This is a genomic window from Amphibacillus indicireducens (genome assembly GCF_039539605.1).
Lineage (GTDB): Bacteria > Bacillota > Bacilli > Bacillales > Amphibacillaceae > Amphibacillus > Amphibacillus indicireducens.
This window is the reverse complement of record NZ_BAABDL010000105.1, coordinates 1-25,353: the sequence shown is the minus strand read 5'-3', so window position 1 is coordinate 25,353 and position 25,353 is coordinate 1. Positions and strand designations below refer to the sequence as shown.

The window sequence follows — 25,353 nt, the reverse complement described above, 5'->3', positions numbered from 1 at the left end:
CAGATGGTAAAATTTAACTCACAGTTTGAGCAAGTAATATGCATTTAAATAAATTTACTCTTCATAGCTATATCGCTTAAAAATAAGTTGACAAGAGATAGATGAAATGGTATTATAATTAAGTGTGAAATTAAATATGATCAATTGACAAGTAGAGGCACCCGCTTCTCGCCTGATCGACTCATGATGTTGCCAGGTCATTTAACAATTATTATTCTGATTAAACAGGATAAGTGTGGGTGCATGAGTGCCGACACTTTTTTTATTTGAACAATTTCAAATAAAAGGGGTACGTGTTTACCAACATGATGTGTATCAAACCTATGATACATAATTTTATCAGATGATCTTATCAAAACGGTCGGATGATTTCACTTTAATTCATTGTCAATCATCACACGCTTTAAAATATTTTGGAGGTGGATGGCTATTAGCAAAGAGATGAATGTTAATGAGGGGATTCGCGCACGTGAAGTTCGTTTAATTGATTCAAATGGGGATCAACTAGGTGTTAAATCTCGTCAAGAAGCTTTGGAAATTGCGGCAACTCGTAATTTGGATTTAGTTCTTGTTGCAGCAAATGCAAAGCCACCTGTATGTCGGATTATGGACTATGGGAAATATCGTTTTGAACAACAGAAGAAAGAAAAAGAAGCACGTAAGAAGCAAAAGGTCATTAATATTAAAGAAGTTCGTTTGAGCCCGGGTATTGAAGATCATGATTTCAATACAAAGCTTCGGAATGCACGTAAGTTCTTGGAAAAAGGGGATAAAGTTAAAGTATCAATCCGTTTCCGCGGACGTGCAATCACGCATAAAGATCTTGGTCGTGATGTACTTGAACGTATGGCTGAAGAATGTAATGACATTTCAACTGTTGAACAAAAACCGAAAATGGAAGGTCGCAGCATGTTCTTAATGCTCGCACCAACTATTGAAAAATAAGTTTTATTTTAGATGTTTTAAGGAGGAACAACTATGCCAAAAATGAAAACACATAAGGGCACGCAAAAACGTTTCAAGAGAACAGCTTCTGGAAAGCTAAAACGTGCTCAAGGTTATACAAGTCACTTATTTGCAAATAAATCACAAAAACAAAAAAGAAAACTACGTAAAGGTGCAATCGTTTCAAAAGGCGATCAAAAACGCATCGATCAAATGATACCAAGATAATAGATAATGTTGGTGTTAGGTTATATCTAGGAGGGAATTATTATGGCACGTGTTAAAGGTGGAACAGTTACACGCAAGCGTCGTAAACGCATATTAAAATTAGCTAAAGGTTATTATGGTTCAAAACATGCCCTATTTAAAACGGCGAAACAACAAGTAATCAAATCAGGTCAATACGCATACCGTGATCGTAAGCAAAGAAAACGTGATTTCCGTCAACTATGGATCGCACGTATTAATGCTGCTGCACGTATGAATGACATTTCATATAGCCGTCTAATGCACGGTTTGAAATTAGCTGGCATCGAAGTAAACCGTAAGATGCTTGCTGAATTAGCTATCTCAGATGCAGACGCTTTTGCAAAGTTAACTGACCAAGCTAAAGCAGCATTAAACAAATAATCATTAAATTCTAGAGTTGTTTTCTTATTTAAAGAGACAACTCTTTTATTTTTAGCAAAAAATATATCGCGAAATATGGTGATTAGGATGGATGAATGGATTATCTACATTATTTTAATTAATCTGGTTGGCTTACTGCTGATGAAAACAGACAAAAACCGAGCACGCCAAAGAAAATGGCGGATTCCAGAAGCAAGTCTCTGGTTCGTTAGCATAATCGGTGGATCCCTCGGGACGTGGATTGGGATGTTTTTGTTTCGCCATAAAACAAAGCACCTCTCATTTAGAATCGGTTTACCGCTATTAATTATAATTCAGGTCTTAAGCGTAATTATGTTATAATCATTTTTGACTGATCATAATCGGAAGACTGTTTTCATAAGTTTAACCGAAAGGGAGAGGAGGCCAAAATGATTGGAACAAATCGAACAGTATATTGACTTTCTTAGAAATACCCATATATTAATCGCCCCAGTATTGTTTATCGTACTCCATGGTGTGCGATCGATTTTTTTCATCCCTGTCATTGCAATTTGTATTGCAGGTGGCATGATCTTCGGTGTTATTCCAGGCATTATTCTATCAATTATCGGTCTATTGCTATCGAGTGTGATTTTTTATGGATTGGCTAAAAAAATGCCCTTCATTACAAAGCGGTTAATTAAAATGAAAGCTAAAATTAAAACGAACGATAAACAATTGACGACTGGTCAAATTACGATCTTAAGACTCATTCCATTTATTCATTATCATTTATTATCATTTCTAATTTACGAGTCGACTGAAGACTTTCGTTCATATGTCGGTGCATCTTTTTATACCGTCATACCGATGGCAGTTGTTTACACAGCGATTGGTCAAACGGTTGTTAATTTTTCACCGATCGCATCTGTAGCGATGTTTGCGAGTTTAATCATATTATTATTTTTGTCACGAAAAAAATCCGATCGCGTCAGTGTGCGCGAATTTTTAAGATAATCTAATTATTAAGGTGAGGAAATTTTTAATAAAAGAGGGGTTCAAATGGCTGAAAAATTGATTATTAAATTGATCCATGAAGATGCGAAATTACCATACCGTGCAAATGAAGGCGATGCAGGTCTTGACTTATATTCTGTTGAGGAAAAGATCATCAAGCCTGGAGAAACAGCGTTGGTAGCAACGGGATTACAAATTGAATTACCAAAAGGGACAGAAGCACAAATTAGACCAAGAAGCGGTCTTGCTTTAAAGCATTCAATTACAGTCTTGAATAGTCCGGGAACGATTGATGAGGGCTATAGAGGTGAGATTAAAGTAATTTTAATTAACCATGGAAAAGAAGATTTTAAAGTTGATAAAGATATGCGAATTGCTCAAATGGTGATTGCCTCTGTTTTAACTGTCGACCTCGTTCAGGCTGATGAGTTGTCTGAAACGGAGAGAGACGAAGGTGGGTTTGGCTCATCAGGTAAGTCGGGAACAAAATAAATTGAGAGTCTTAGACGAGCAGGATTAAATTGTGCTCGTCTTTTTTTGTTATAGATTTACAGTAAATATGATTAAGTGAGTTCGAAAGCTAACGAACAGAGACTAATCGTTCCCTCACTGGCGGAAACTTAGGTGAATGAGAGTACGAATAGATGTTAATCGGTATTCTGTCTATTTTGCAAAAAATTCGTTATAATAAGAAGATAAGGAGGTCATACATAATGAATGAAAAATTTATGATGTTTAAAGAATTAACAGAGGCAAAAGGGATTTCAGGTAATGAGAGAGAAGCACGTGAGGTGATGAAAAAATACATTTCTCCGTATGCGACTGAGGTGTTTACTGATCATTTAGGAAGCTTGATCGCCAGAAAAGTTGGTCAGGAAGATGGCCCAAAAGTGATGGTTGCTGGTCATTTAGACGAGATTGGTCTAATGGTGACGCGGATTGATGATAATGGGTTTTTATATTTTCAGACGATTGGTGGCTGGTGGAGTCAAGTCATGCTTGCTCAACGTGTGACGGTTTGTACTGAAAAAGGTGATTTGGTTGGTGTGATTGGTTCGAAACCACCACACATTATGCCAGCCGCAGCGCGCAAAAAGCCATATGAAATTAAGGATATGTTTATTGATATTGGTGCAACGAGTAAAGAAGAAGCTGAATCATTTGGTGTGAAGCCTGGTGACTCTGTTGTGCCATACTTTGAGTTCCAGCCGATGAAAAATGAAAAACTATTACTTGCAAAAGCATGGGATAACCGTATTGGTTGTGCAATTGCAATTGAAGTATTAAAGCAGTTAAAAGATACCGATCATCCTAACGTTGTTTATGGTGTAGGAACGGTTCAAGAGGAAGTGGGCTTACGCGGAGCAAAAACATCAACACATATGATTGAGCCAGATATCGGTTTTGCCGTTGATACAGGGATTGCGGGAGATACACCAGGTATTTCTCCAAATGATGCAGATAGTAAAATTGGTAAGGGCCCACAAATCATTATTTATGACGCGTCGATGGTGTCACATAAAGGTTTGCGCGATTTTGTGATCAAAACTGCTGACGATCATGAGATTCCTTATCAGTATGCATCGATTGCAGCGGGTGGAACAGATAGTGGATCGATTCATTTAACCGCTAATGGTGTACCTGCATTATCAATTGGAATCGCAACTCGTTATATTCATTCACATGCGGGAATTATTCATGAAGATGATTTTGACAATGCAGTTAAATTAATTGTTGAAGTGATTAAGCAATTAGATCAAGATACAGTTCACAAAATTACATTTGATTAATTTATTCGGTATTGAACAACCCCTAAGAGTATAAGCTCTTAGGGGTTTTTTAATGAAAAAAATTAGGCAAATGAATCAATTTAGCAAAAAGCTCTTGAAATTATTTAAGATATGTTTTATCATTAATCAAACTATTCCGATAAAGTAAGTCAACTTTAAATGAGGTGGGTGATGTTAATGATTAAATTCGAAGGTGTTGATAAAATATATCAACAAAAAAATACTCAGATTCATGCCTTAAACCAAATCAATTTACAGATTAAGCAGGGCGAGATTTATGGCGTGATTGGTTTAAGTGGGGCAGGGAAGAGTACGCTGTTACGAATGGTTAATTATTTAGAACGGCCAACAAATGGAGAGGTAATTATTGACGGGAAGCGATTATCGGAGTGTACGGCACCAGAACTAAGGTTGATTAAGAAGGATATCGGCATGATCTTTCAACACTTTAATTTACTCGAATCAAAAACAATCGCTCACAATGTAGCGTTACCGTTAATTTTAGCGAAAAAAAACAAGCAAGAAATTAAGGCGCGTGTTGAAGAACTATTGGCATTTGTCGGATTGTCTGATAAAGCAAAAAGTTATCCGAGTGAATTGTCGGGTGGACAAAAACAGCGGGTTGGTATTGCGCGAGCGTTAGCTTTAAGCCCAAAAATTCTCCTTTGTGATGAAGCAACGTCAGCACTGGATCCACAAACGACACAATCAATCCTAGGCTTATTAAAAAAAGTCAATGCCGAGTATGGGATCACAATTATGTTAATTACACATGAAATGTCAGTGATCCAAAAGGTTTGTAATAAAGTTGCTGTGATTGAGCAGGGACAGTTGATTGAACAAGGATCGGTCCTAGATGTATTCGGCCATCCAAAGCACCCGATTACGAGAAATTTTGTTCAAACCGTCGTTCGAACAGAAATTCCAGATAACATTATTCGTAGGTTGAAAGTTCAGAATATTAACATATTAAGTCGACTTGAAATGGTTGGTGAACACGCGACAGAACCGATTTTGGCAACGCTGGTTAACAGATTTCACTTAGATGTTAGTGTTGTTTTTACTAATATGACAGAAATCCAAGATACAACATTAGCAATTTGGTATGTCGAACTTATAGGAAATGAGCTTGATAAACAGGCTGCAATTGCCTTTCTCGGTGAGCAAAAAGTGCGCTATAAGGAGGTGGACGTTTCATGATTGATACGAATATTACGATGAGTCAATTTTTAGAAGCGATTGGTGATACATTTTATATGGTTGGGATGTCTTTACTGCTGGGCACAATTTTTGGTGCGACGATTGGGATTATCATTGTCGTCACTCGTCCAGGTGGGATTAAACCGATCCCACTGATTTATCAACTATTAAATCCAGTGATTAATATTGTCCGCATAGTGTATCTCCGGCCGATTATGAAATTGATTTTCAAATTTTAGATCCTGCTCAAATTTTAGTTTCGTTGCCAGATGTTGATTTTGGGATTATTAATGGGAACTATATTGCTGATGCTGGGATGCGGATTGCGGATGGGCTGGCGATTGAAGATACACCGAGAGAGCATCGTGTGATCGTGTCAATTTTAGCGAGTGAGCTCGACAGCCAGTGGGCTCAAGATGTGAAGGCTGCTTATGAATCAGAAGCATTTGAAGACTTTATCACATCTGAATCAAAATATGATGGCTTTATCTTGCCTTATGCGTGGGAAGAAAGATAAATAAATGTAAAAAATGCTTGGTCACAGCTGACCAAGCATTTTTAATTTATCCACGATATTGTCCCATCACTTTTTTAACGTAATTTTGTGTTTCATTAAATGGTGGAATACCATTATATTTATCCACATTACCAGGTCCTGCGTTATAAGCGGCTAAAGCTAACGTCGTATTGCCATCATAACGATCTAACATTTGACGTAAATATTTCGTTCCGCCAAAAATATTTTGTCTGGCATCAAATGAATTTGTCACACCTAGGCCTCTTGCTGTTCCTGGCATCAGTTGCATATAGCCTTGAGCACCGGCATGACTGACTGCATATTGGTTAAAATTAGATTCCGCTTGAATAACGGAGCGGATCAATTTTTCATCGATTTGGTATGTCGATGCTGCTTCTTTAATAATCGTATTTAAATCTTTCGACAAATTCGCTTCAATCGGTGTGGCAATCGCAGCAGTTTGTTCGAGAATCGATGGGCGACCATGTAAAATTTCTCGAATTGACATTGTTGACTGCGTAGCCATGTTAGTTGGTTGATTGAAATTTTGTAAAAATAATTGATTAAAAGAATGACGATTGTCACTTTGGCTTGTCGGTAAAAAGCTTTGAATTGTATGTGTTTGAATTAAAGTTTGTAATGTCCGAATATCCATAAAGACTCTCCTTGCAAAACACTCTATTAATCTCTATTTTAAGTCAAGCTTTGACAAAAGGCAACATTCAGTTGCATATCAAATGATCTGAATCGGCTTTTTATGTTTCCTTTTTAAAGGAACAAGGTATACTAAGGATAGAAACTAAAAGGAGGATAAAGATGATTCAAATACCAACAACTTATTTAAATGATGGCACAGAGATACCTATGATTGGCTTAGGGACAGCAACATTAAATGGTTTCCGAGGTGTCAATGCAATTAAAAGTGCGATCAATAATGGCTATCGACTACTTGATACAGCTTATAATTATGAAAATGAAGGTGCGGTTGGAAAAGGGATTAAAGAGAGCTCGGTATCACGAAAAGATTTATTCATTACCTCTAAATTACCTGGTCGAGCGCATCAACGTGATCGTGCGATCCAAACGATTCAGGAATCACTTTATCGTGCTGATCTTGATTATTATGATCTCTATTTAATTCACTGGCCAAACCCGAAACAAGACGTTTATGTTGAAGCATGGCAAGCGTTACTCGATGCGAAAAAATGGGGCTTAATTCGTTCGGTCGGTGTCTGTAATTTCTTACCCGAACATCTTGAGCGACTAAAGAAAGAGACCGGTGTTTTACCTAGTGTCAACCAAATTGAGCTTCATCCATACTTTAATCAAGCTGACCAACGTCAATGGCATGAGGAAAATGGTGTGATGACACAATCATGGAGTCCGTTAGCACTGGCGAATAAACTATTTGAAGAACCAGTGATTAAAAAACTAGCTGATAAGTATGGACGTACTGCTGCTCAAATCGTCTTAAGGTGGCATTATCAGTTAAATTCAATTAGTATTCCAAGGTCATCTAATCCAAAACGTCAGCTTAATAACTTGGCGATTTTTGATTTTGAACTTGAAGCAGGTGATGTTGAGCTAATAAATAGTCTCAATAAATCAGATGGTCGCTTAAATGACCTTGACCCGCTGAAGCATGAAGAATTTTAATACGATCTAACAAAATGAAGCACGGGATCGAATTGATCTGCCGTGCTTCATTAATTAAGTTATGCACCCGCGTGCTGGACACCTGTTTCAAGCAGTTGAACGAGATCTTTCTTTTTTGTTTGGTCGGCTTGTTTCCAAATCAATTCAAACAGAACACCGAGTCCGGGCAACATTTTTTCTTCTCCACTTTGAATTGCATCAACAATTGTTGCTTCTAACTCATCTTGACTGTTATCAGTCACATTTGCTAAGATAGCTTTTCTTAAATTTAAATCCATCATTTATCACCTCTTAATGAAATAATTACTTAGAAATAGTTTGACCAATTTTATTCCGTCTATGTATGATAGAGATAAGAATACGATTAAAGGATGAAAAAAATGATTACTTCGGTTAAAAACCAACAAATAAAAAATTGGGCAAAGTTAAAACAACGAAAATATCGAAAAGAACAAGGCTTGTTTATTGTCGAAGGTGAACATCTTGTTGAAGAAGCGTTAAATAGTCAATGGGTGCTCGAGGCAATTGTGATTGAAGAAAACTTTGAGCCTAATTTTGATTTAAGTAATGAGAAACTTGAGTATGTTAGTGATCATGTATTTTCATACTTGGCACAAACGAAATCACCGCAAGGAATCTTGGCGATCGTTAGAATAAAATCAGTGACAGATTATGAAAAGAAGCGGCTGTTATTACTCGATTCTGTTCAAGACCCTGGAAATTTAGGTACAATGATTCGAACAGCAGACGCCGCTGGTTTTGACGCGATTATTTTAGGCGAGGGTACGGTTGATCTATATAACGATAAAGTGATCCGAGCTTCGCAGGGCTCAATTTTTCATATCCCAATTATCCAATCGTCACTCGAAACAGCAGTCGATCAATTGAAAGAATCAGGTGTGGCGATTTGTGCCTCAACATTGGAGCGAGCCGTTCCTGTTCAGACAATTGAATGGCCAGAACAGGTCGCGTTAATTGTCGGTAATGAAGGCTCAGGGGTAAATCAGACGTTGATTGAAAAATCGGATCTACTCGTGCATATCCCAATCTACGGAAAAGCCGAATCGCTCAACGTCAGTATTGCCGCTGGGATTATGATGTATCAAATGCAAATGAATTGATAAGATAAGTCTTGCTTGAAGAACCTAAACCATCTATCTCTAAGCTAATTGACTAACTGCGGACATATTCTCATTTTTTAAGTTGAAAATTGTCCGTAGTCGCCCCCACTAGGGACATTATCACAGATTTTTCAAAGCAAAAAGTCCGTAGTTGCGAGACTATGGACATATTGTCGCAATTAAAATCAAAAAAATGTCCGTAGTTTGAGGAATAAAGTTGCAAAATCGTCTGAACTTTTCTATAATGAGAGTCATATATGAAAAGCAATGAAGGAGCTAGTAAGCTTTTAACCGATCAATGATACAGGGATGCCTTGCCTTGACTGGAAGCAAGCACATTGAAAAAAGCTGAATTTTCACTCTGGAGCTGACGTTTGGGACCTTGATCGATTCATTGATCAAGTAAGAACGTTCCGGATTATGTCCGTTAAAACAATCAAGTGGGCAATTTAGGTTGCCAACTAGGGTGGTACCGCGAAACTTTCAAACCTCGTCCCTTTTTTGGGATGGAGGTTTTTTTATTTTTTAAATAAAAAATAAGTTGAGCTATGTTTTATTAAATTCAAGGAGGTCGTTTTAATGAAAGAAAAATTAACAGCATTACAAAATGAAGCACTCGAACAAGTTGAGCAAGCTCAATCATTGGCAGATGTTGAGAAAGTTCGTGTCGCTTATTTAGGAAAAAAAGGTCCGATTACTGAAGTCCTTAGGGGAATGGGGAAACTCGCTCCAGAAGAACGTCCTGTAGTAGGCGAACTTGCTAACAAAGTACGTGAATCAATTGCTGATGCAATTGAAACTGAAAAACGTATTTTAGAGGAAGCGGCTTTAAATGAACAACTAAAAACAGAAACAATTGATGTGACTTTACCAGGACGTCCTGTACAAGTAGGTGGTCCACATTTACTCACGCAATTAATTGAGGAAATTGAAGATCTCTTTATTGGGATGGGTTTTGAGGTTAGAGAAGGTCCTGAAGTAGAAACAGATTACTATAATTTCGAGGCATTAAATATTCCGAAAGATCACCCAGCGCGTGATATGCAAGATTCATTTTATATTACTGAAGAATTACTGATGCGCACGCACACATCACCCGTTCAAGCAAGAACAATGGGAGAATATCAAGGCAGTAAACCGGTCAAAATGATATGTCCTGGAAAAGTATATCGCCGTGACTCGGATGATGCAACACACTCACATCAATTTACTCAAGTTGAGGGACTGTATGTTGATAAAAATGTTCGGATGAGTGATCTCAAAGGCGTGCTCAATCAATTTGCCAAACAATTTTTTGGTCCTGAGCGTGAAATTCGTTTACGCCCAAGCTTCTTCCCATTCACAGAGCCATCTGTAGAAATGGATATTTCATGTAAAGTTTGTCAGGGTAATGGCTGTTCAGTTTGTAAGCAGACTGGCTGGATTGAAATTTTAGGTGGTGGAATGGTTCACCCGAAAGTATTAGAAATGGCCGGGTATGATCCTGAAGTATACAGCGGTTTTGCTTTTGGAATGGGACCAGATCGAATTGCGATGTTGAAATATGGAGTTGATGATATTCGTCATTTCTACACGAATGATCGTCGCTTTTTGGAGCAGTATCACGAAGCTTAAACGAGGAGGATTAAGATGCAAGTTTCTTTAAATTGGTTAAAAAATTATGTTGATTTAGATGGATATACACCAGATGAGTTGGCGAGTCTGATTACAAAAGCAGGGATCGAAGTTGATGGTGTTGCTTATTTTGCTGAGGAAAGTACCGGTGTTGTTGTCGGGTATGTCGAGTCATGTGAACAACATCCAAATGCTGATAAGTTAAAACTATGTCAAGTTGATGTTGGCGATGAAACGTTACAAATTGTTTGTGGCGCACCTAACGTCGCAGCAGGTCAGAAGGTTGCAGTTGCTAAACCAGGTGCCGTTTTACCGGGTAATTTTAAAATTAAGAAAACAAAGTTACGTGGCGAAGAATCACAAGGGATGATTTGTTCATTAGACGAATTAGGTGTTAAAGAAGCCTATCTGTCGAAAGATGCAGCTGATGGGATTCATGTTTTTGCTAACCAAGTTGAAATTGGTGCAGACGTAACTGAGTATTTAAACTTAGACGATGCGATACTTGAATTTGATTTAACACCAAACCGTGCGGATGCACTAAGTATGATTGGTGTTGCTTATGAAGTAGCAGCGATTTTAGATCGTGAAGTGCGTTTGCCTGAGGAATCAGTCGAGACGATTGCAGACAAAGCAACAGATCGTGTGACAATCAAAGTTGAGGCAAAAGAAGATAATCCATACTATGGTGCGTTTGTGATCAAGGATATTAAAGTTGACCCTGCACCACAGTGGATGCAAAACCACCTCATGGCAGCGGGTATTCGTCCAATTAATAACGTCGTTGATATTACAAACTATGTTTTACTTGAATATGGTCAGCCATTACATGCATTTGATTTTGATAAATTTGCCTCAGATCAAGTTGTCGTTCGTCGAGCAACTGATCAAGAAAAAATTGTCACAATTGATGATGTTGAACGAACATTGACAACCGATCATTTAGTCATTACCAATGGAACAGTTCCAACAGCAATCGCTGGCGTGATGGGCGGAGCAGATTCAGAAGTATCAGACGAAACGACAACTGTTTTACTTGAAACAGCTTATTTCGATCCGAAACGGGTTCGAATCGGTTCAAAAGATCATCAATTACGCAGCGAATCGAGCACACGTTTTGAAAAAGGTGTTGACCCTAATCGTGTCAGAAAAGCAGGCCAGCGGGCAGCTCGTTTATTAGCTGAATATGCAAATGGAACTGTCCTTAATGGGATCAGTGAATTTGATCAGCTCGATCGATCTGAAAAACAAATTACAATTACGACCGAGCGGGTCAATAACCGTTTAGGAACAGAAATTGAAGCAAGTGAAATTGCGGTTATTTTTGAAAAACTACGTTTCCAGTTTGTCCAAGATGGTGACACATTCCAAATTACGGTTCCAACTCGCCGTCAAGATATTACAATTTTTGAAGATATCCTTGAAGAAGTTGCCCGAATTTATGGTTACGATCATTTACCATACACGTTGCCAGAGGGTGGTCAACATGCTGGTCAGCTAACAAAAAATCAACAGCTGAAACGCTATGTAAAACAATTCATGGAAGGTGCAGGGCTAATGGAGGCGATCACGTATTCATTGACGACAGACGATCGTGCTAAACTGTTGATTAGTCCAGAAGTCGAGGCTGTGAGTAAGAGTGCAGTCCGTTTATCACGACCGATGACTGAAGAGCACAGTACGCTGAGACAAAGTTTGTTACCTGAAATGTTGCACACTTTATCGTACAACGTTGCACGTAAAGAGCAAAACTTAGGCTACTACGAAATCGGGAATATTTTTATTGGGAAAGAAGAAGTTGTTAAAACTCAGCCAAAAGAAAAACTGCGTTTAAGTGGTGCACTTACTGGGAAATGGATTACGCATGAGTGGCAACAAGAAGCAAAATCAGTCGATTTTTATTTAGCAAAAGGAATTTTGGATGAGTTATTCACTCGCTTGAAGGTGACACCAACTTACAAGCAAATTGAGATGAAGCAGATGCACCCAGGCCGTACGGCACAAATTTTTATTGACGATGTGGCGATTGGTTTTATCGGTCAAGTTCATCCGCTTGTTGAGAAAGCTTTTGATCTAAAAGAGACATATGTGTTTGATCTTGACTTAGATTATCTGTTCGCAATTCATAATGATGAACCATCGTTTACTAAGATTCCACGTTACCCATCGATTAAACGAGATGTTGCATTAATTGTTGATGAGTCTGTAACGGCAGCTGACTTAGAAACAACAATTATCGAAGCAGGTGGGGAATGGCTTCAGAATGTTCATGTTTTTGATGTTTATCAAGGCGAACATTTAGAAGAGAGTAAAAAATCACTTGCCTTAAGCTTGCTCTACTTCAATCCAGAGCGAACGCTTAAAGATGAAGAAGTTGAAGCGTCTTTTGAAGTGATCTTAGAAAAAGTGAAAGCAGAATATGATGCGGTGTTGAGAGCTTAATAAAAAATATAAGTGCGTGGTTTTGACAGGGTGAATGTTGACTGTCAGACCACGTATTTTTTTATTGTTTAAGAAATTATAAAATGCGTTATTTATAGATAAGCTTGCCGAATGACTAACGATTTGTCGTGATTGATTGGATATCAAAGCAATTTTATGTGAGACACCTGATGATTAGCTCCTATTCGTTAGAGATTGCATCGATTCAGAGGGTGATCTCTGACGATTAGCCTTTATTCGTTCGAGATCGCATCGACTTAGAGGGTGATCTCTGACGATTAGCCTTTATTCGTTAGAGATCGCACCGATTCAGAGGTTGATTTCTGACGATTAGTCTTTATTCGTTAGAGATCGCACCGATTCAGAGGTTGATCTCTGACGATTAGTCTTTATTCGTTAGAGACCACATCAATTCAGAAGGTGATCTCTAACGATTGAATTTTCATTGGTTTTATAGTTGTGAAAGTAATTCCAATTTTGTTCAATAAATTGATCTCGACCGGAAAGCTGGCGATCTTTTACATATTCAGCTTCATTTTTTTGATAAAAATCTTGATGGTAATCTTCAGCAGGGTAGAATTTCGAATACTTGATAATCTCAGTCATAATCGGTTGACTAAACGCCCGCTAGCTTCAATCGAAAGTTGCTTTTGTTGTTCATTTTGATAAAAAATTGCTGTCCGATATTGCGAACTACGATCATGAAATTGACCATCAGGATCAGTTAGATCAATTTGAGACCAATATAATAACAAATTTTTTTCTTTATCATGGTAAATTTTGAAATGAATGATATGATTTAATTGACAGCACTTTAAAATTGCTAAACGAATGAAAAGATAAGTACTAGAAGGATAGATTTTAATTATTCGTATTCATTGTATTTAATTAACAAAAAGGAGATGGAAATATAATGAGAAAATCATATGTTATATTTTTACTTGTCTGCTTTTTTACATCATTAACGTTAACAAGCAATACTGTTTCTGCTACAACTTGGGTTGGATTAGAACCAGAGGAGGTTCTTGAGCGAGCCGAAGTTATTATTATTGGAACATATGATTTTACAAGTGAACCACAGCCCAGTCAATTTGTTTTTCAAGGTTTTGATTTTAACGTTAAAAGTGTCTACAGAGGAGATATTCATGACCAAACGATTACAGCTGGTTTAGACATTTTTGATCTTGGCTGAGCGGACGAATTTCAAAGTGAAGATGGAGAATTTCTTTTATTTTTAGAAAATAGTGAGTATCATGATTTTCTCATACCAGCCTAAAGGATGCGATAATGCTCCAAGAAAACAAATAGTTATTGAATTTACAGTAGCTTTAGTTATGCGACACAACGATGTCATCAAGAAATATGCAGATGAATCGATTGTGTGGGATCAATTACAAGAGAATAAAAAAGTAGAAAGCCTAAGCTCATTCATTACTGCGATACAGGATGAAAATAATAACAACATTATTGTGCTTGAGATTTATCAGGTGATCACACATGGTAAATTCGCATCAATAAATGGTGTGATTTCATTAGCAAACGGGACAAAAATTAATTTTTGCGATGTGTACACGTTCAGTAATGCCGCAAAGTCTGGAAAGGTAAAAGAAATAAAATCATATAGACTGCCACCTATACAGTGACAATAGAAAATCTCACTTTTCTCAATTCACTCTTAATGAGTATACATTATTAACTGATCTAATTCCTGATCTGAAATAAATCGATGGTCGTAAGATATAACAGTGCATATAAAATCTTCCATAATCAAAAAGCAGCCAATCCCTATTTCAAATAGGCTGCTGCTTTTTTTGTGTTGGCAAAATGAACTTTGGCGATATTGTTTAAATATGCTTCACTGTTGCGACGGATAATTGTGCCGGCGGTTTGATCGACTTTGGCTGATGCACCTTTAGGTAAGGTCATGCCAACTTGCTTGCTTAATCGGTCAATCTCTCGAACAAATCGTGCACGTGCAATGATTGAAGCAGTTGCGACTGCGATCGAGTGGCTTTCTGCTTTCGTAATAAAATAAGTTGAATCTGGTAGGCGTTTATTTTCAGTTCTTAAATGTTTGATGTACACGCCTGGTTCGGAAAATTGATCAATTAAGATCCCATCAGGCTTGGCTGGAGAAATTTTTTCTAAAAGAGAATTAATCGCAGCGTCGTGAAGCATTGTTTTCATTTTTCCTTGTGTCCAACCGCGTGCTTGTAATTGATTATATTTTGGATTCGGCAATGTCATTAATGAATATGGAATTTCACAGAGCAAAATATCTTGCGCGATTTTTTCAATCATTGGATCAGATAAGTTTTTTGAATCACGGACACCAAGTTCGCGCAACAACTCAATTTGATCACTTCTGACATAGGCAGCAGCAACTGTAATGGGTCCAAAATAATCACCAGTACCTGCTTCATCAGAACCAATAATTGATTGGCTAAACAAACTTGAATCCGGGTGATAAAGGTGTGCTTGTTTTGGCTTTGATTCAGTTTTTTTCTTAGCGGAAACTTCGCCGCCCCAGCGGTTAGCTTCTTGTTCTGCATGAGCTCCTTGAAACAGCACTTTGCCTGATTTATAAGCAGTAATTGTTGTTTGATTTGTCTGTGCTGAAAAGACTGCGTGTGGTGGTGTTTTTTTAAGCGAAGTTTGGTAAGCGACTTGCATATCCGACATTGTTTGTTCAGAAACGATTTTAACGATATTCCCCATTTAATCACCTCAAAAAGCTTATTTTGTCTATTATATCAAATAAACCTGCAATAGAATAGTTCCCTAAATAAGCTGTTCATGTTAAGATAATGTGTAGGAGTGAAGAAAAGGGGGAGTCGGTGTGTCCCAAGAACAAAAAACACGGATAACAGTTGACATCTATGGCAGAACCTATACGATTATTGGGGATGCAGACAAACACCATTTACGCCTTGTTGCCAGTATGGTGGACGATAAAATGAAAGAAATTTATCAGGCCAATAAAAGCCTAGATACAACACGATTAGCTGTTTTAACAGCTGTCAATACGATCAATGACTATCTTAAATTAGAAGCAGACTATGAGACACTACTGAAAAAAATAGCAGAGAAAGAGGAACAATAGGCTTATGTTAGATTTAATCTTACTTGGATTACTCGTATTAGGAATTTTTCGTGGTTTAAAACGCGGCTTAATTTTGCAATTATTTCATTTCTTAGGTTTTTTTGTTGCGTTTTTTGTTGCCGTTTATTTTTATGACAATCTCGCAGTTCATTTAGAAATGCTAATCCCATACCCTAGAATTTTAGCGGAAGACTGGGCATTTTTTAGTGAAACGCTCTCGTTAGAAAACGCTTATTATAATATGATCGCTTTTGCCATGCTGTTCTTTGTGACAAAAATTGTTATGAGCATCATTAGCTCAATGTTAGATTTTGTCGCTGAATTACCAGTGTTAAATATTGTTAATGGCTTATTCGGTGCTGTTTTTGGCTTTATTGAACAATATTTAGTTTTATTTATTATTGTTTATGTTGCGTCGTTATTGCCGATTATGATGATCCAAAATTTGTTAGCAGATTCAAGTATGGCGCGATTTATGATTGAACAAACACCCGTTTTATCAGAACAAATTAAAACATTATGGTTTGAACATATAATTAACAGCTAACCCTTGACCTCATGTGTACAAGGGTTTTTCTCACAAAAAATACTGGAGGGATCATCATGAATCAATTGAATAAAAAAGACCTGATTCAGTTATTAGAAAAAATCGCTCTCTATTTAGAGTTAAAAGGGGAGAATCCATTTCGGATCTCGGCCTATCGAAAAGCAGCACAATCGCTTGAAATTGATGAGCGTGCACTTAGTGAAATTGAAGATTTCACGAAAATTAAAGGGATTGGAAAAGGAACAGCTGAGATTATTAGTGAGTATCTTACGACTGGAGAATCAACTTTGTTATCAGAACTTGAAGCGGACGTTCCAAGTGGTTTAATTCCACTCCTTGATTTACCAGGTCTCGGAGGCAAAAAGTTAGCTCGACTGTATCAAGAGCTTAATATCGTGGATCAAGAGAGTTTACGAATTGCTTGTGAAGCAAATCAAGTGTCTGCTTTAAAAGGATTCGGTAAAAAGACAGAAGAAAATATTTTGCGGGCGATTAATGAAGCAGGAACTCGTCCTGATCGCTTACCAATTGATTTCATGCTGCCATTAGCTAAAAAAATCGAAGCATATCTTGAATCGATTGACACGATTCAACTCTATTCAATCGCAGGAAGTATCCGAAGAATGCGTGAGACGATTAAAGATCTCGACTTTATTATTGCAACTGATCAACCGAAAGATGTTAAGGAAGCCTTGCTCAATATGGAAGACATCAAGCAAATCATTTCACAGGGAGAGACAAAGGTTTCGGTTGTCCTGAGCGATCAATATGACGTATCAGTTGATTTTCGTCTAGTGACCGCAGATCAATTTGCGACGACATTGCACCATTTTACCGGATCAAAAGACCATAATGTCGCATTGCGTCAACGCGCTAAAGAACAAGGTGAAAAAATTAGTGAATATGGTGTGGAAAATTTAGCAACTGGAAAAGTGAAGACTTTCGTAACAGAAGAGGCTTTTTTCAAACATTTTGGTCTAAATTTTATTCCGCCCGAGTTGCGTGAAGCAAAAGGAGAGCTCGATGTGTTTGAAGAGGAAGTCTCATTAGTCTCTGAAGCGCAAATTCTTGGCGACTTACACATGCATACGACGTGGAGCGATGGTGCTCACTCTGTTGAGGAAATGGTTAAATTTTGCCTCGATAAGGGCTATCAATACATGGCAATCACTGATCATTCAAAATTTTTACGTGTTGCTAATGGTTTGAATGAAGAGCGTCTTCGTAAACAAAGGGAAGAAATTGAGCGCTTGCGCGAGCTCTATCCAGAAATCAAAATTTTAGCTGGTGTTGAGATGGATGTCTTGCCAAATGGTGAGCTAGACTTTGATGATCAATTTTTACAAGAGCTTGATTTTGTCATTGGAGCGATTCATTCTAGCTTTAATCAGTCAGAGGAAGAAATTATGAAGCGGCTCAAGGCCGCGATGGATAATCCATACGTTAAAATGATCGCTCACCCATCAGGCAGATTGATTGGTAAACGTGAAGGCTATCGAGTCAATCATGATGAACTGCTTGACTATGCGAAAAAAACAAATACAATTCTTGAGTTAAATGCCAATCCTAAACGGTTTGATTTGTCAGCTGAGTGGGTCAATAAAGCACAAGAAAAAGGTGTGCCGATTGCAATTAATACAGATGCACATAATAAAAAAACATTAAGTTTTATGACTGAAGGAATTAAAGTAGCGCGACGCGGTTGGTTAAAGCCTGAAACGGTCGTCAACACTTGGTCATTGGCAGAACTAGAAACCTTTTTTAACAAAAAAGAAAATTAGGTGATAAGATGAATAAACGAATTTATCAAATCTTAGATTTTGATAAAGTAATTGAACAATTAGTTGACCATGCGGCAACATCATTAGGCAAAGAACGAGCACGTCAATTGAAGCCATCTACTGAGCTATCACTCGTTGAACAGCTTCAAGCAGAAACGGATCAGGCCGGACAAGTTGTCCGATTATATGGTGATGTCCCGTTCGGTGGAATAACCGATATTAAAGCAAGTTTGAAGCGGGTAGAAATTGGGGGAAGCTTAAACGCTCAAGAATGTTTGCAAATTGCAGATACGATTTATGGCGGTAAACAGCTCCGTTACTTTATTGAAAATATTGAACAAGAGGAAGTTGACATCCCAATCATTCGAGATTTGGTCGCTCAAATTGAATTATTAAACCATCTCGAGCGCGAGATTAGAAGCTGTATTGATGACAATGGTCACGTGATGGATGGGGCTTCAAGCAAATTACGTTCGATTCGAACAAAAATACGCACGAATGAAAGTCGGATTCGTGATCGCCTTGAAAGCTTAACGAAATCAAAGAGTAAAATGCTATCTGACGCAATTGTGACGATTCGAAATGATCGTTACGTCTTACCTGTTAAACAGGAGTATCGCGGCTCATTTGGTGGGATCGTCCATGATCAATCTGCATCTGGTCAGACACTTTTTATTGAACCACAAGCAGTTGTTGAGGTGAATAACCTCTTATCAGAAGCTAAGGTTGCTGAAAAAGTTGAAATTGAGCGGATTTTAAGAGAGTTATCAACAGAGATTGCTGGACATCATTCCTATTTGACGACTAATGTTGTCGTCTTGACACAATTAGATTTTATTTTTTCCCGGGCAAAACTAGGTCGTTCAATGAAAGCAGCCATGCCTAAAATGAATGATCAAGGGATTATTGATCTGAAGCAAGCACGTCATCCATTATTAAGTGATGATGAAGTTGTCGCAAATGATATTTTATTAGGTGAAGATTATCATGCAATTGTGATCACGGGACCTAACACCGGTGGTAAAACCGTGACATTGAAGTTGGTTGGTTTAGCAACATTGATGGCACAATCTGGTTTGCAAGTGCCGGCATTAGATGGTTGTCGACTAGCCGTATTTGAGGATGTTTTTGCCGATATTGGTGATGAACAATCGATCGAGCAAAGCTTAAGTACTTTTTCATCACATATGACACAAATTGTTCAGATACTAAAGCAAGTGAATCAGAAGAGTTTAGTGTTATTTGATGAGCTTGGAGCAGGTACTGATCCTCAAGAAGGAGCCGCGCTTGCGATGGCAATCTTAGATTATGTTGTAAATAAACAGGCGCGAGTAATCGCAACAACGCACTATCCGGAACTAAAAGCATATGGTTATAACCGTGAAGGTGTTGTCAATGCTTCTGTTGAATTTGACGTCAAGTCGTTACAACCAACTTATCGATTGTTAATCGGTGTCCCTGGTCGAAGTAACGCGTTTGAAATTTCGCGTCGTCTCGGTTTAGATGATCAATTGATTGAAGCTGGGAAAAAATTAATTGGCACTGATACAAAAAGTGTTGAACATATGATTGAATCACTTGATACCGCTAGACGTCAAGCTGAGCAAGACTATGATGATGCCGAACGAACGTTACAAGAAGCAGAAGCACTGCGCGATCAATTGACAAAAGAATTACAAAAGTTTAATCAAGAACGCGAACGACTCTATCAAAAAGCTGAGGAAAAAGCGCAAAAGGCAATTGAAAAGGCACGACAAGAAGCATCTGAAATTGTTGAGTCAATCCGTGAAATGAAGCATGGTGCATCACTAAAAGAACATGAATGGATCGAGGCGAGAAAGCGTCTTGATCAGGCACATCCCAATTTAACGGACAAAAGTAGCGAATCAAGTCAAGCAACGACAAAAGCTGGAAAACAATCGTTTGAAGTTGGTGATGAAGTTAAAGTTCTCACACTTAATCAAACAGGTTCGATTATTGCAGTCGGTGCTGGCGATGATATTCAAGTTCAGATTGGTGTCATGAAGATTAAGGTGAAAAAGAGAGATTTACGTTTAATTAAACGTGAAAACCCAGTTGTTGAAAAGCCTTTAGCAACAGTTAAAGGATCGAACTATCATGTCAAAACTGAGCTTGATTTGCGTGGAGAACGATATGAAGATGCATTGCAGGTTTTAGAAAAATATATCGACGATGCAATTTTAGCCGGCTATCCACAGGTAACGATTATTCATGGTAAAGGAACTGGAGCTTTGCGTAAAGGCGTCCAAGATTTCGCAAAACATCATCGCAACATTAAAAGCGCCCGTGCTGGCGGGATGAATGAAGGCGGAAGTGGAGTAACTGTTTTTGAGCTGAGCTAATTGATTGATTCCTGTCAAAAATAACGGTAAAATCTATTTTAAGTTATTTAGAGCTTTGTGCATCAACAAGTGAGGCTGTGGTCAAACTAACAATGAGCAGTCTACTAGCTAACAGATGCCCTAGGTGGTATACTAACTACAGAATTTGATTAAGAGATTTTATAAGGAGGAATAACGATGGCAATTATAAACACTTCAGATGCAAATTTCGCAAAAGATACGGGTTCAGGACTTGTGCTAGCTGATTTTTGGGCACCTTGGTGTGGACCATGTAAAATGATTGGACCAATTTTGGAGGACATTGATGAAGAAATGTCTGATAAAGTTCAAATTGTAAAATTAAATGTTGACGATAATCAAGAAACAGCAGGTAAATACGGTGTGATGAGTATCCCAACATTAATTCTATTTAAAGACGGCGAGATTGTTGACCAAGTTGTTGGTTTCCAGCCGAAAGAGTTACTACAAGCACGCATTGAGCAACACGCATAAACCAATCAAGATCACATGTGATAAACCAATCCATGTGATCTTTTTATTGCTAAGCAAAGGCTAGACGCAGATGATTCTAGGTATTATATGTTATAATCGGAGTAACTTAGTGATTTTTTAAACAACAATGGAGTGTTGGAGTATGTCAACGATTATTCAGGAAAAGTTAGCTGTCCTACCTGCTGAGCCTGGTTGCTATTTAATGAAGGACAAGCGTGGGACAGTTATTTATGTCGGCAAATCAAAAAAACTTAAAAATCGTGTTCGCTCATATTTTGCCGGAGCAAACGATCAAAAAACGCAACGACTCGTTCAAGAGATAGCAGATTTTGAATATGTCGTCACCTCGTCAGAAATTGAAGCACTGATTTTAGAAATGAACTTAATCAAAAAATATGATCCAAGATATAATGTCTTATTAAAAGATGATAAGAGTTATCCTTATTTGAAAGTAACAAACGAACGTCATCCACGCTTAATCATTACCCGAAAAGTACTAAAGGATAAAGGCAAATACTTTGGTCCTTATACAAATGTTTTAGCAGCTAGAGAAACAAAAAAGCTTTTAGATCGGATTTACCCACTAAGAAAATGCAACAACAAGCCAGGTCAATATTGCCTCTACTATCATCTTGGCCAGTGCTTAGCATGTGCAGATACACCGCCCACTGAAGAGGAATATCAAGCAATTGTTCAAGATGTTGTCTCATTTCTAAATGGTGGTCACACAACGATTAAGAATAAATTAAAAGAAAAAATGCAAGTCGCAAGTGATGAGCTTAACTTTGAACGAGCAAAAGAATTACGTGATCAAATCCAACATATTGACGTGATGATGGAGCGTCAAACGATGATTTTAAATGATCGAATCGATCGGGACATTTTCAACTACAGCTACAATAAAGGATGGATGTGTGTCCAAGTCTTTTTTATCCGCCAAGGCAAACTTATTGAACGAGATGTCACAATCTTTCCATTTTACAATGATGCTGAGGAATCATTTGTGAGCTTTGTTGGGCGGTTTTATTTACATCACAATCACATTCGACCGAAAGAAGTGCTCGTCCCGGCACCAGTAGATTATCAACTATTGACTGAATTACTTAAAGTTGAGGTCACAATTCCGTATCGCGGTAAACGTCGAGACCTGCTTGAGCTAGCAGGCAAGAATGCGGAAATCGCTTTAGAGGAGAAGTTTTCACTGATTGAACGTGATGAAGAGCGAACGATCAAAGCTGTCGAGCGCCTTGGTGAAAAACTAAACATCGAAACACCACATCGAATCGAAGCATTTGATAACTCGAATATTCAAGGGACAGATCCTGTTTCTGCGATGGTTGTTTTTATCGATGGTAAACCAGATAAAAAAGAATATCGAAAATATAAAATCAGAGACGTTCAAGGACCGGATGACTATGACACGATGCGAGAAGTCATCAGGCGACGCTATACTCGCGTCTTAAAAGAGAATTTACCGTTGCCCGATTTAATTATTGTCGATGGTGGTAAAGGGCAAATGTCGGCTGCACTTAGCGTCTTAGAAGATGAATTAGGTTTAGACATCCCATTATGTGGCTTGGCAAAGGATGACCGCCATAAAACAAGTGAATTATTGTACGGCGAGCCACCAGAAGTAATCGATTTTAATCGGAAATCACAGGAATTTTATTTAATTCAACGGATCCAAGATGAAGTCCACCGGTTTGCGATTACTTTCCACCGCCAATTACGTGGGAAAAGTGCTTTTAAATCAATTCTAGATGATATACCTGGTGTCGGACCAAAACGGCGAAACGCACTAATGACTCACTTCAAATCAATTAATGAAATTAAAGAAGCACCACTAGACATGATTAAACGACTAGGTATTCCAGAACCAACAGCTAAGCTGATTCAACAGCACTTGAACGATCAAGAAAATTAAAAAAAAGACGTCTATTCTGCCAACGAATAAACGTCTGTTTTAATTTTCAAATCATTAATTTAACGATAATGTTGCACGCGTAGTTCAACAAAATTTTTCCGAGGTTTTTCTTCTTCAAGACACTCACACTGAAACGATAGAATTTGCTCCATCGCAGCAGCTAAAAAACCTGCCTCAAGTCGATAATCAGTGGCAATTCCTAAACGATGGCGCTCAGAAATCACGCGCGTTTGTAATTTGAAAATATGCTCAGCTCTTTTTTCCTTAATCAGCTCTAATGATCCCCAACCAACCTTATTGAAAAACTCACCAACCTGATCAATCGATTGAAATGACTGGGCACGTGCTAAGTTTTTTCCCATAACATATAAAATAAGTGGTGCATCTTTGCCAAGTAAATCAGGCAAAGCGACATACCTTAATAAATCATATCCTGATCCTGTCGTTTCGATTCCATTCACAATTTTCTCTATTTGTTCACTGTTTTTCTGCATTAAAAAAGCCCCCTCTAACTAAAACCTACCCTTATTATCACCTTTACAGCGCTTGTTTGCAATCTATTTAAATAAGGCAAAATCAAATTTTCAACAACAAATACAAATCTTGATTCAATCCCCTTCACAGAAACAAAACTTGAACATAAAATAATCTGACTACATGTATTAATACCCTTTCAAGCCGCAACTTTAATGACAGCAAGGAGGGGTCTAGACTTGAAAGATGACGACTACAAACCGAAGCAAATATTAACCAAACGCGAAAAAGAGGTTTTCGAACTACTCGTGCAAGACAAAACAACAAAAGACATTGCAGACGAACTATTTATATCCCAAAAAACAGTTAGAAACCACATTTCGAATACAATTCAGAAGCTAGGTGTAAAGGGGCGAGCACAAGCTGTTGTTGAGCTACTGCGAATGGGAGAGCTAAAGCTCTAACAAAAACCGACTTTCTTTCAAGGAAAGTCGGTTTACTTTTCTATGTTTATGAAAGCGCGCGCATTCCAATTAGTGTAGCTTAAGTATTTCACCATCTACAATTGATCAAAAATACTCAATTAAGAGGATACTATTAACAGTTATTTGATATATGCAGAAAATTATTACTGGGTATTTTTCATGAATATTTCTTCATTACTAATGAACGATGTCGATTATTTAGAAATATGAAAAAAATGAATAGTGAAAAAGCTAACACTACAATTTCTCCAAATAGTGACTGGTTATTAATAAATACATCAAGTACACTATTAAAAAAGGCGTGTGCAATTATACAAAGAAATATGCTATTTGTTTTGTAATAAATAGTTGATAACAAAAAGGAGAATGAAATAACACTGACGATAAATATGGGAATATTCAAGTATTCATATTGATAAGTTCCGATGATGAAAAATAACGGCAAATGCCAAACACTCCATATTATACTTACTAGTAATGTACTACTAAAAGGAGGTTTTTTTTTAGTCAATTCCCGAAGTAAAAACCCTCGCCATCCAATTTCCTCTAACCCACCAATTAAAATAAAAAGAGGTATATTTAAAAATATATATTTTAAAGATGCAATTTGTTCTCCACCGACTATGAAATACGGAAGTAAAGATGATACTAAAACAATCACGACAATAAATATATACCACTTTAGTTTTTTCGGTGGTTGATAGCAACTTTTTAAAAACTTCCTAAATTCTTCTTTTGTCTCAGACTTCTTGCTAACGGTTATAGCAGCGATTGCAGGTCCAAGTACACCTAAAATGTAAAAAAGTATTAATACAATCGATGACCCAAAAGTAATATTTTTAATTTGCGTATAGACTGCAACGATTCCCCAAAAAAGAAAGGTTTCGAAAAAGGCTAAAAGTAAAAACTTTTTAATATTCACGATTTTCTCCTCCATTGTACCAATGTCATTTTATTAGGTTTCTATTTAGTTTGAAACAAACATAAATATCATTTCAAGAATCTAGGTAGTTGATTGAAAATTAGAGAAATTGTATAACAAGTATAACATTTTCTATTCCCAAAACAATCATAGCTGATGTATTTTATTGGCTATAATCAAATAGATCTACTCAATGCTGACTCATTTACAAATATTTACTATTTAATATCAAATGCCATTGTTTTTAAGTATTTGCTTTTCATGGAAAATTCCCTTTTTATAATAAATTCAATTATTTTTGATTATTACGCTGTTTTAGACCCACCTATACGCTAGAATGAGTCCTTCAATATCCATTCCGAGTCCACT

Annotated in this window: 28 protein-coding genes, 1 pseudogene and 2 other annotated features; of the genes and pseudogenes, 23 read left to right on the top strand and 6 right to left on the bottom strand. The window is 37.4% G+C overall.

From position 1 onward, the window contains the following. Window positions 1-143 precede the first annotated feature (143 nt). Window positions 144-269, top strand: a sequence feature (ribosomal protein L20 leader region). Between the two features lie 172 nt (window positions 270-441). From infC to ABD814_RS09730, 10 genes are all read left to right on the top strand, one after another. After that, window positions 442-945, top strand: a complete 504-nt coding sequence (infC, locus tag ABD814_RS09775) for a translation initiation factor IF-3 (RefSeq protein ID WP_344912670.1) — start codon at window positions 442-444, stop codon at window positions 943-945. 33 nt (window positions 946-978) lie between these two features. Then, window positions 979-1,173: a 50S ribosomal protein L35 gene (gene rpmI / locus ABD814_RS09770; protein WP_344912666.1), complete on the top strand. Its 195-nt coding sequence runs from the start codon at window positions 979-981 to the stop codon at window positions 1,171-1,173. A gap of 42 nt (window positions 1,174-1,215) precedes the next feature. Next, complete coding sequence (rplT, locus tag ABD814_RS09765; protein WP_344912664.1) at window positions 1,216-1,575, top strand: 50S ribosomal protein L20; 360 nt, start codon at window positions 1,216-1,218, stop codon at window positions 1,573-1,575. 87 nt (window positions 1,576-1,662) lie between these two features. After that, window positions 1,663-1,917, top strand: coding sequence for a DUF1294 domain-containing protein (locus ABD814_RS09760; protein WP_344912662.1), 255 nt, complete (start codon window positions 1,663-1,665; stop codon window positions 1,915-1,917). A 72-nt stretch (window positions 1,918-1,989) separates the two neighbouring features. Continuing rightward, window positions 1,990-2,553, top strand: coding sequence for a TVP38/TMEM64 family protein (locus ABD814_RS09755; RefSeq protein ID WP_344912660.1), 564 nt, complete (start codon window positions 1,990-1,992; stop codon window positions 2,551-2,553). A 45-nt stretch (window positions 2,554-2,598) separates the two neighbouring features. Next, window positions 2,599-3,045 carry a dUTP diphosphatase gene (dut, locus tag ABD814_RS09750; RefSeq protein WP_344912658.1) on the top strand — a complete coding sequence of 149 codons (447 nt, stop codon included), beginning with the start codon at window positions 2,599-2,601 and terminating at the stop codon, window positions 3,043-3,045. A 221-nt stretch (window positions 3,046-3,266) separates the two neighbouring features. Next, a complete protein-coding gene (locus tag ABD814_RS09745) occupies window positions 3,267-4,343 on the top strand; it encodes a M42 family metallopeptidase (RefSeq protein WP_344912656.1) in 1,077 nt (358 codons plus the stop codon). Between the two features lie 177 nt (window positions 4,344-4,520). After that, a complete protein-coding gene (locus ABD814_RS09740; protein WP_344912655.1) occupies window positions 4,521-5,543 on the top strand; it encodes a methionine ABC transporter ATP-binding protein in 1,023 nt (340 codons plus the stop codon). Continuing rightward, window positions 5,540-5,782, top strand: a complete 243-nt coding sequence (locus ABD814_RS09735; RefSeq protein ID WP_344912652.1) for an ABC transporter permease — start codon at window positions 5,540-5,542, stop codon at window positions 5,780-5,782. The genes ABD814_RS09740 and ABD814_RS09735 overlap by 4 nt, the downstream gene beginning before the upstream one ends. A 23-nt stretch (window positions 5,783-5,805) precedes the next feature. Next, the gene (locus ABD814_RS09730) at window positions 5,806-6,060 is read left to right on the top strand and encodes a MetQ/NlpA family ABC transporter substrate-binding protein (RefSeq protein WP_344912650.1); all 255 of its coding nucleotides are present in this window, start codon (window positions 5,806-5,808) and stop codon (window positions 6,058-6,060) included. 46 nt (window positions 6,061-6,106) lie between these two features. On the opposite strand, the gene ABD814_RS09725 is transcribed toward ABD814_RS09730, so the two are convergent. Then, a complete protein-coding gene (locus tag ABD814_RS09725; RefSeq protein WP_344912648.1) occupies window positions 6,107-6,715 on the bottom strand; it encodes a lytic transglycosylase domain-containing protein in 609 nt (202 codons plus the stop codon). Window positions 6,716-6,876: 161 nt separating this feature from the next. On the opposite strand from ABD814_RS09725, the gene ABD814_RS09720 reads away from it, so the two are divergent. After that, a complete protein-coding gene (locus ABD814_RS09720; protein ID WP_344912646.1) occupies window positions 6,877-7,716 on the top strand; it encodes an aldo/keto reductase in 840 nt (279 codons plus the stop codon). A gap of 59 nt (window positions 7,717-7,775) precedes the next feature. Here the strand turns inward: ABD814_RS09720 and sspI are convergent, their stop codons facing one another. Continuing rightward, window positions 7,776-7,994: a small acid-soluble spore protein SspI gene (gene sspI / locus ABD814_RS09715; RefSeq protein ID WP_344912668.1), complete on the bottom strand. Its 219-nt coding sequence runs from the start codon at window positions 7,992-7,994 to the stop codon at window positions 7,776-7,778. 102 nt (window positions 7,995-8,096) lie between these two features. Between sspI and ABD814_RS09710 the strand changes: the two genes are divergently transcribed. From ABD814_RS09710 to pheT, 3 genes are all read left to right on the top strand, one after another. Then, entirely contained in the window at window positions 8,097-8,837 is a 741-nt protein-coding gene (locus tag ABD814_RS09710) for a TrmH family RNA methyltransferase (protein ID WP_344912644.1), read from the top strand. A gap of 258 nt (window positions 8,838-9,095) precedes the next feature. Then, window positions 9,096-9,338, top strand: a binding site (T-box leader). 78 nt (window positions 9,339-9,416) lie between these two features. Next, the gene (gene pheS / locus ABD814_RS09705; protein WP_344912642.1) at window positions 9,417-10,451 is read left to right on the top strand and encodes a phenylalanine--tRNA ligase subunit alpha; all 1,035 of its coding nucleotides are present in this window, start codon (window positions 9,417-9,419) and stop codon (window positions 10,449-10,451) included. A 15-nt stretch (window positions 10,452-10,466) separates the two neighbouring features. Next, window positions 10,467-12,893, top strand: a complete 2,427-nt coding sequence (gene pheT, locus ABD814_RS09700) for a phenylalanine--tRNA ligase subunit beta (RefSeq protein ID WP_344912640.1) — start codon at window positions 10,467-10,469, stop codon at window positions 12,891-12,893. 408 nt (window positions 12,894-13,301) lie between these two features. Here the strand turns inward: pheT and ABD814_RS09695 are convergent. Next, window positions 13,302-13,657: pseudogene (locus ABD814_RS09695) on the bottom strand (peptide-methionine (S)-S-oxide reductase); the annotation flags it as partial. A gap of 149 nt (window positions 13,658-13,806) precedes the next feature. Here ABD814_RS09695 and ABD814_RS09690 point away from each other — a divergent pair. Both ABD814_RS09690 and ABD814_RS09685 read left to right on the top strand, forming a co-directional pair. Then, a complete protein-coding gene (locus ABD814_RS09690; RefSeq protein WP_344912638.1) occupies window positions 13,807-14,085 on the top strand; it encodes a hypothetical protein in 279 nt (92 codons plus the stop codon). A gap of 142 nt (window positions 14,086-14,227) precedes the next feature. Beyond that, the gene (locus ABD814_RS09685) at window positions 14,228-14,536 is read left to right on the top strand and encodes a hypothetical protein (RefSeq protein WP_344912636.1); all 309 of its coding nucleotides are present in this window, start codon (window positions 14,228-14,230) and stop codon (window positions 14,534-14,536) included. Between the two features lie 142 nt (window positions 14,537-14,678). On the opposite strand, the gene rnhC is transcribed toward ABD814_RS09685, so the two are convergent. Beyond that, complete coding sequence (gene rnhC / locus ABD814_RS09680) at window positions 14,679-15,611, bottom strand: ribonuclease HIII (protein WP_344912634.1); 933 nt, start codon at window positions 15,609-15,611, stop codon at window positions 14,679-14,681. A 121-nt stretch (window positions 15,612-15,732) separates the two neighbouring features. Between rnhC and zapA the strand changes: the two genes are divergently transcribed. The 6 genes from zapA to uvrC all read left to right on the top strand — a co-directional run bounded on the left by zapA (window position 15,733) and on the right by uvrC (window position 23,103). Beyond that, entirely contained in the window at window positions 15,733-15,996 is a 264-nt protein-coding gene (gene zapA, locus ABD814_RS09675; RefSeq protein ID WP_344912632.1) for a cell division protein ZapA, read from the top strand. Between the two features lie 4 nt (window positions 15,997-16,000). Further along, window positions 16,001-16,543, top strand: a complete 543-nt coding sequence (locus tag ABD814_RS09670) for a CvpA family protein (RefSeq protein WP_344912630.1) — start codon at window positions 16,001-16,003, stop codon at window positions 16,541-16,543. Window positions 16,544-16,599: 56 nt separating this feature from the next. Beyond that, window positions 16,600-18,324 carry a DNA polymerase/3'-5' exonuclease PolX gene (polX, locus tag ABD814_RS09665; RefSeq protein WP_344912628.1) on the top strand — a complete coding sequence of 575 codons (1,725 nt, stop codon included), beginning with the start codon at window positions 16,600-16,602 and terminating at the stop codon, window positions 18,322-18,324. An 8-nt stretch (window positions 18,325-18,332) separates the two neighbouring features. Next, a complete protein-coding gene (locus ABD814_RS09660) occupies window positions 18,333-20,687 on the top strand; it encodes an endonuclease MutS2 (protein ID WP_344912626.1) in 2,355 nt (784 codons plus the stop codon). Between the two features lie 177 nt (window positions 20,688-20,864). Continuing rightward, on the top strand, window positions 20,865-21,179 hold the full coding sequence (gene trxA / locus ABD814_RS09655; protein ID WP_344912624.1) for a thioredoxin: 315 nt from the start codon (window positions 20,865-20,867) through the stop codon (window positions 21,177-21,179). Window positions 21,180-21,321: 142 nt separating this feature from the next. Next, entirely contained in the window at window positions 21,322-23,103 is a 1,782-nt protein-coding gene (gene uvrC, locus ABD814_RS09650; RefSeq protein ID WP_344912622.1) for an excinuclease ABC subunit UvrC, read from the top strand. A 59-nt stretch (window positions 23,104-23,162) separates the two neighbouring features. Here uvrC and ABD814_RS09645 read toward each other — a convergent pair whose 3' ends face one another. Then, window positions 23,163-23,597 carry a YslB family protein gene (locus ABD814_RS09645; RefSeq protein ID WP_344912620.1) on the bottom strand — a complete coding sequence of 145 codons (435 nt, stop codon included), beginning with the start codon at window positions 23,595-23,597 and terminating at the stop codon, window positions 23,163-23,165. Between the two features lie 219 nt (window positions 23,598-23,816). Between ABD814_RS09645 and ABD814_RS09640 the strand changes: the two genes are divergently transcribed. Beyond that, the gene (locus ABD814_RS09640; protein WP_216398326.1) at window positions 23,817-24,041 is read left to right on the top strand and encodes a helix-turn-helix domain-containing protein; all 225 of its coding nucleotides are present in this window, start codon (window positions 23,817-23,819) and stop codon (window positions 24,039-24,041) included. Between the two features lie 178 nt (window positions 24,042-24,219). Here the strand turns inward: ABD814_RS09640 and ABD814_RS09635 are convergent, their stop codons facing one another. Continuing rightward, entirely contained in the window at window positions 24,220-24,984 is a 765-nt protein-coding gene (locus ABD814_RS09635; protein WP_344912617.1) for a CPBP family intramembrane glutamic endopeptidase, read from the bottom strand. Window positions 24,985-25,353 lie beyond the last annotated feature (369 nt).

Bases quoted from the DNA above. Each gene is read 5' to 3' on its own strand.
- infC (WP_344912670.1), top strand. From the start codon at position 442: ATGAATGTTAATGAGGGGATTCGCGCACGTGAAGTTCGTTTAATTGAT.
- rpmI (WP_344912666.1), top strand. From the start codon at position 979: ATGCCAAAAATGAAAACACATAAGGGCACGCAAAAACGTTTCAAGAGA.
- rplT (WP_344912664.1), top strand. From the start codon at position 1,216: ATGGCACGTGTTAAAGGTGGAACAGTTACACGCAAGCGTCGTAAACGC.
- ABD814_RS09760 (WP_344912662.1), top strand. From the start codon at position 1,663: ATGGATGAATGGATTATCTACATTATTTTAATTAATCTGGTTGGCTTA.
- dut (WP_344912658.1), top strand. From the start codon at position 2,599: ATGGCTGAAAAATTGATTATTAAATTGATCCATGAAGATGCGAAATTA.
- ABD814_RS09745 (WP_344912656.1), top strand. From the start codon at position 3,267: ATGAATGAAAAATTTATGATGTTTAAAGAATTAACAGAGGCAAAAGGG.
- ABD814_RS09740 (WP_344912655.1), top strand. From the start codon at position 4,521: ATGATTAAATTCGAAGGTGTTGATAAAATATATCAACAAAAAAATACT.
- ABD814_RS09735 (WP_344912652.1), top strand. From the start codon at position 5,540: ATGATTGATACGAATATTACGATGAGTCAATTTTTAGAAGCGATTGGT.
- ABD814_RS09725 (WP_344912648.1), bottom strand. From the start codon at position 6,715: ATGGATATTCGGACATTACAAACTTTAATTCAAACACATACAATTCAA.
- ABD814_RS09720 (WP_344912646.1), top strand. From the start codon at position 6,877: ATGATTCAAATACCAACAACTTATTTAAATGATGGCACAGAGATACCT.
- sspI (WP_344912668.1), bottom strand. From the start codon at position 7,994: ATGGATTTAAATTTAAGAAAAGCTATCTTAGCAAATGTGACTGATAAC.
- ABD814_RS09710 (WP_344912644.1), top strand. From the start codon at position 8,097: ATGATTACTTCGGTTAAAAACCAACAAATAAAAAATTGGGCAAAGTTA.
- pheS (WP_344912642.1), top strand. From the start codon at position 9,417: ATGAAAGAAAAATTAACAGCATTACAAAATGAAGCACTCGAACAAGTT.
- pheT (WP_344912640.1), top strand. From the start codon at position 10,467: ATGCAAGTTTCTTTAAATTGGTTAAAAAATTATGTTGATTTAGATGGA.
- ABD814_RS09690 (WP_344912638.1), top strand. From the start codon at position 13,807: ATGAGAAAATCATATGTTATATTTTTACTTGTCTGCTTTTTTACATCA.
- ABD814_RS09685 (WP_344912636.1), top strand. From the start codon at position 14,228: ATGCGACACAACGATGTCATCAAGAAATATGCAGATGAATCGATTGTG.
- rnhC (WP_344912634.1), bottom strand. From the start codon at position 15,611: ATGGGGAATATCGTTAAAATCGTTTCTGAACAAACAATGTCGGATATG.
- ABD814_RS09670 (WP_344912630.1), top strand. From the start codon at position 16,001: ATGTTAGATTTAATCTTACTTGGATTACTCGTATTAGGAATTTTTCGT.
- polX (WP_344912628.1), top strand. From the start codon at position 16,600: ATGAATCAATTGAATAAAAAAGACCTGATTCAGTTATTAGAAAAAATC.
- ABD814_RS09660 (WP_344912626.1), top strand. From the start codon at position 18,333: ATGAATAAACGAATTTATCAAATCTTAGATTTTGATAAAGTAATTGAA.
- trxA (WP_344912624.1), top strand. From the start codon at position 20,865: ATGGCAATTATAAACACTTCAGATGCAAATTTCGCAAAAGATACGGGT.
- uvrC (WP_344912622.1), top strand. From the start codon at position 21,322: ATGTCAACGATTATTCAGGAAAAGTTAGCTGTCCTACCTGCTGAGCCT.
- ABD814_RS09645 (WP_344912620.1), bottom strand. From the start codon at position 23,597: ATGCAGAAAAACAGTGAACAAATAGAGAAAATTGTGAATGGAATCGAA.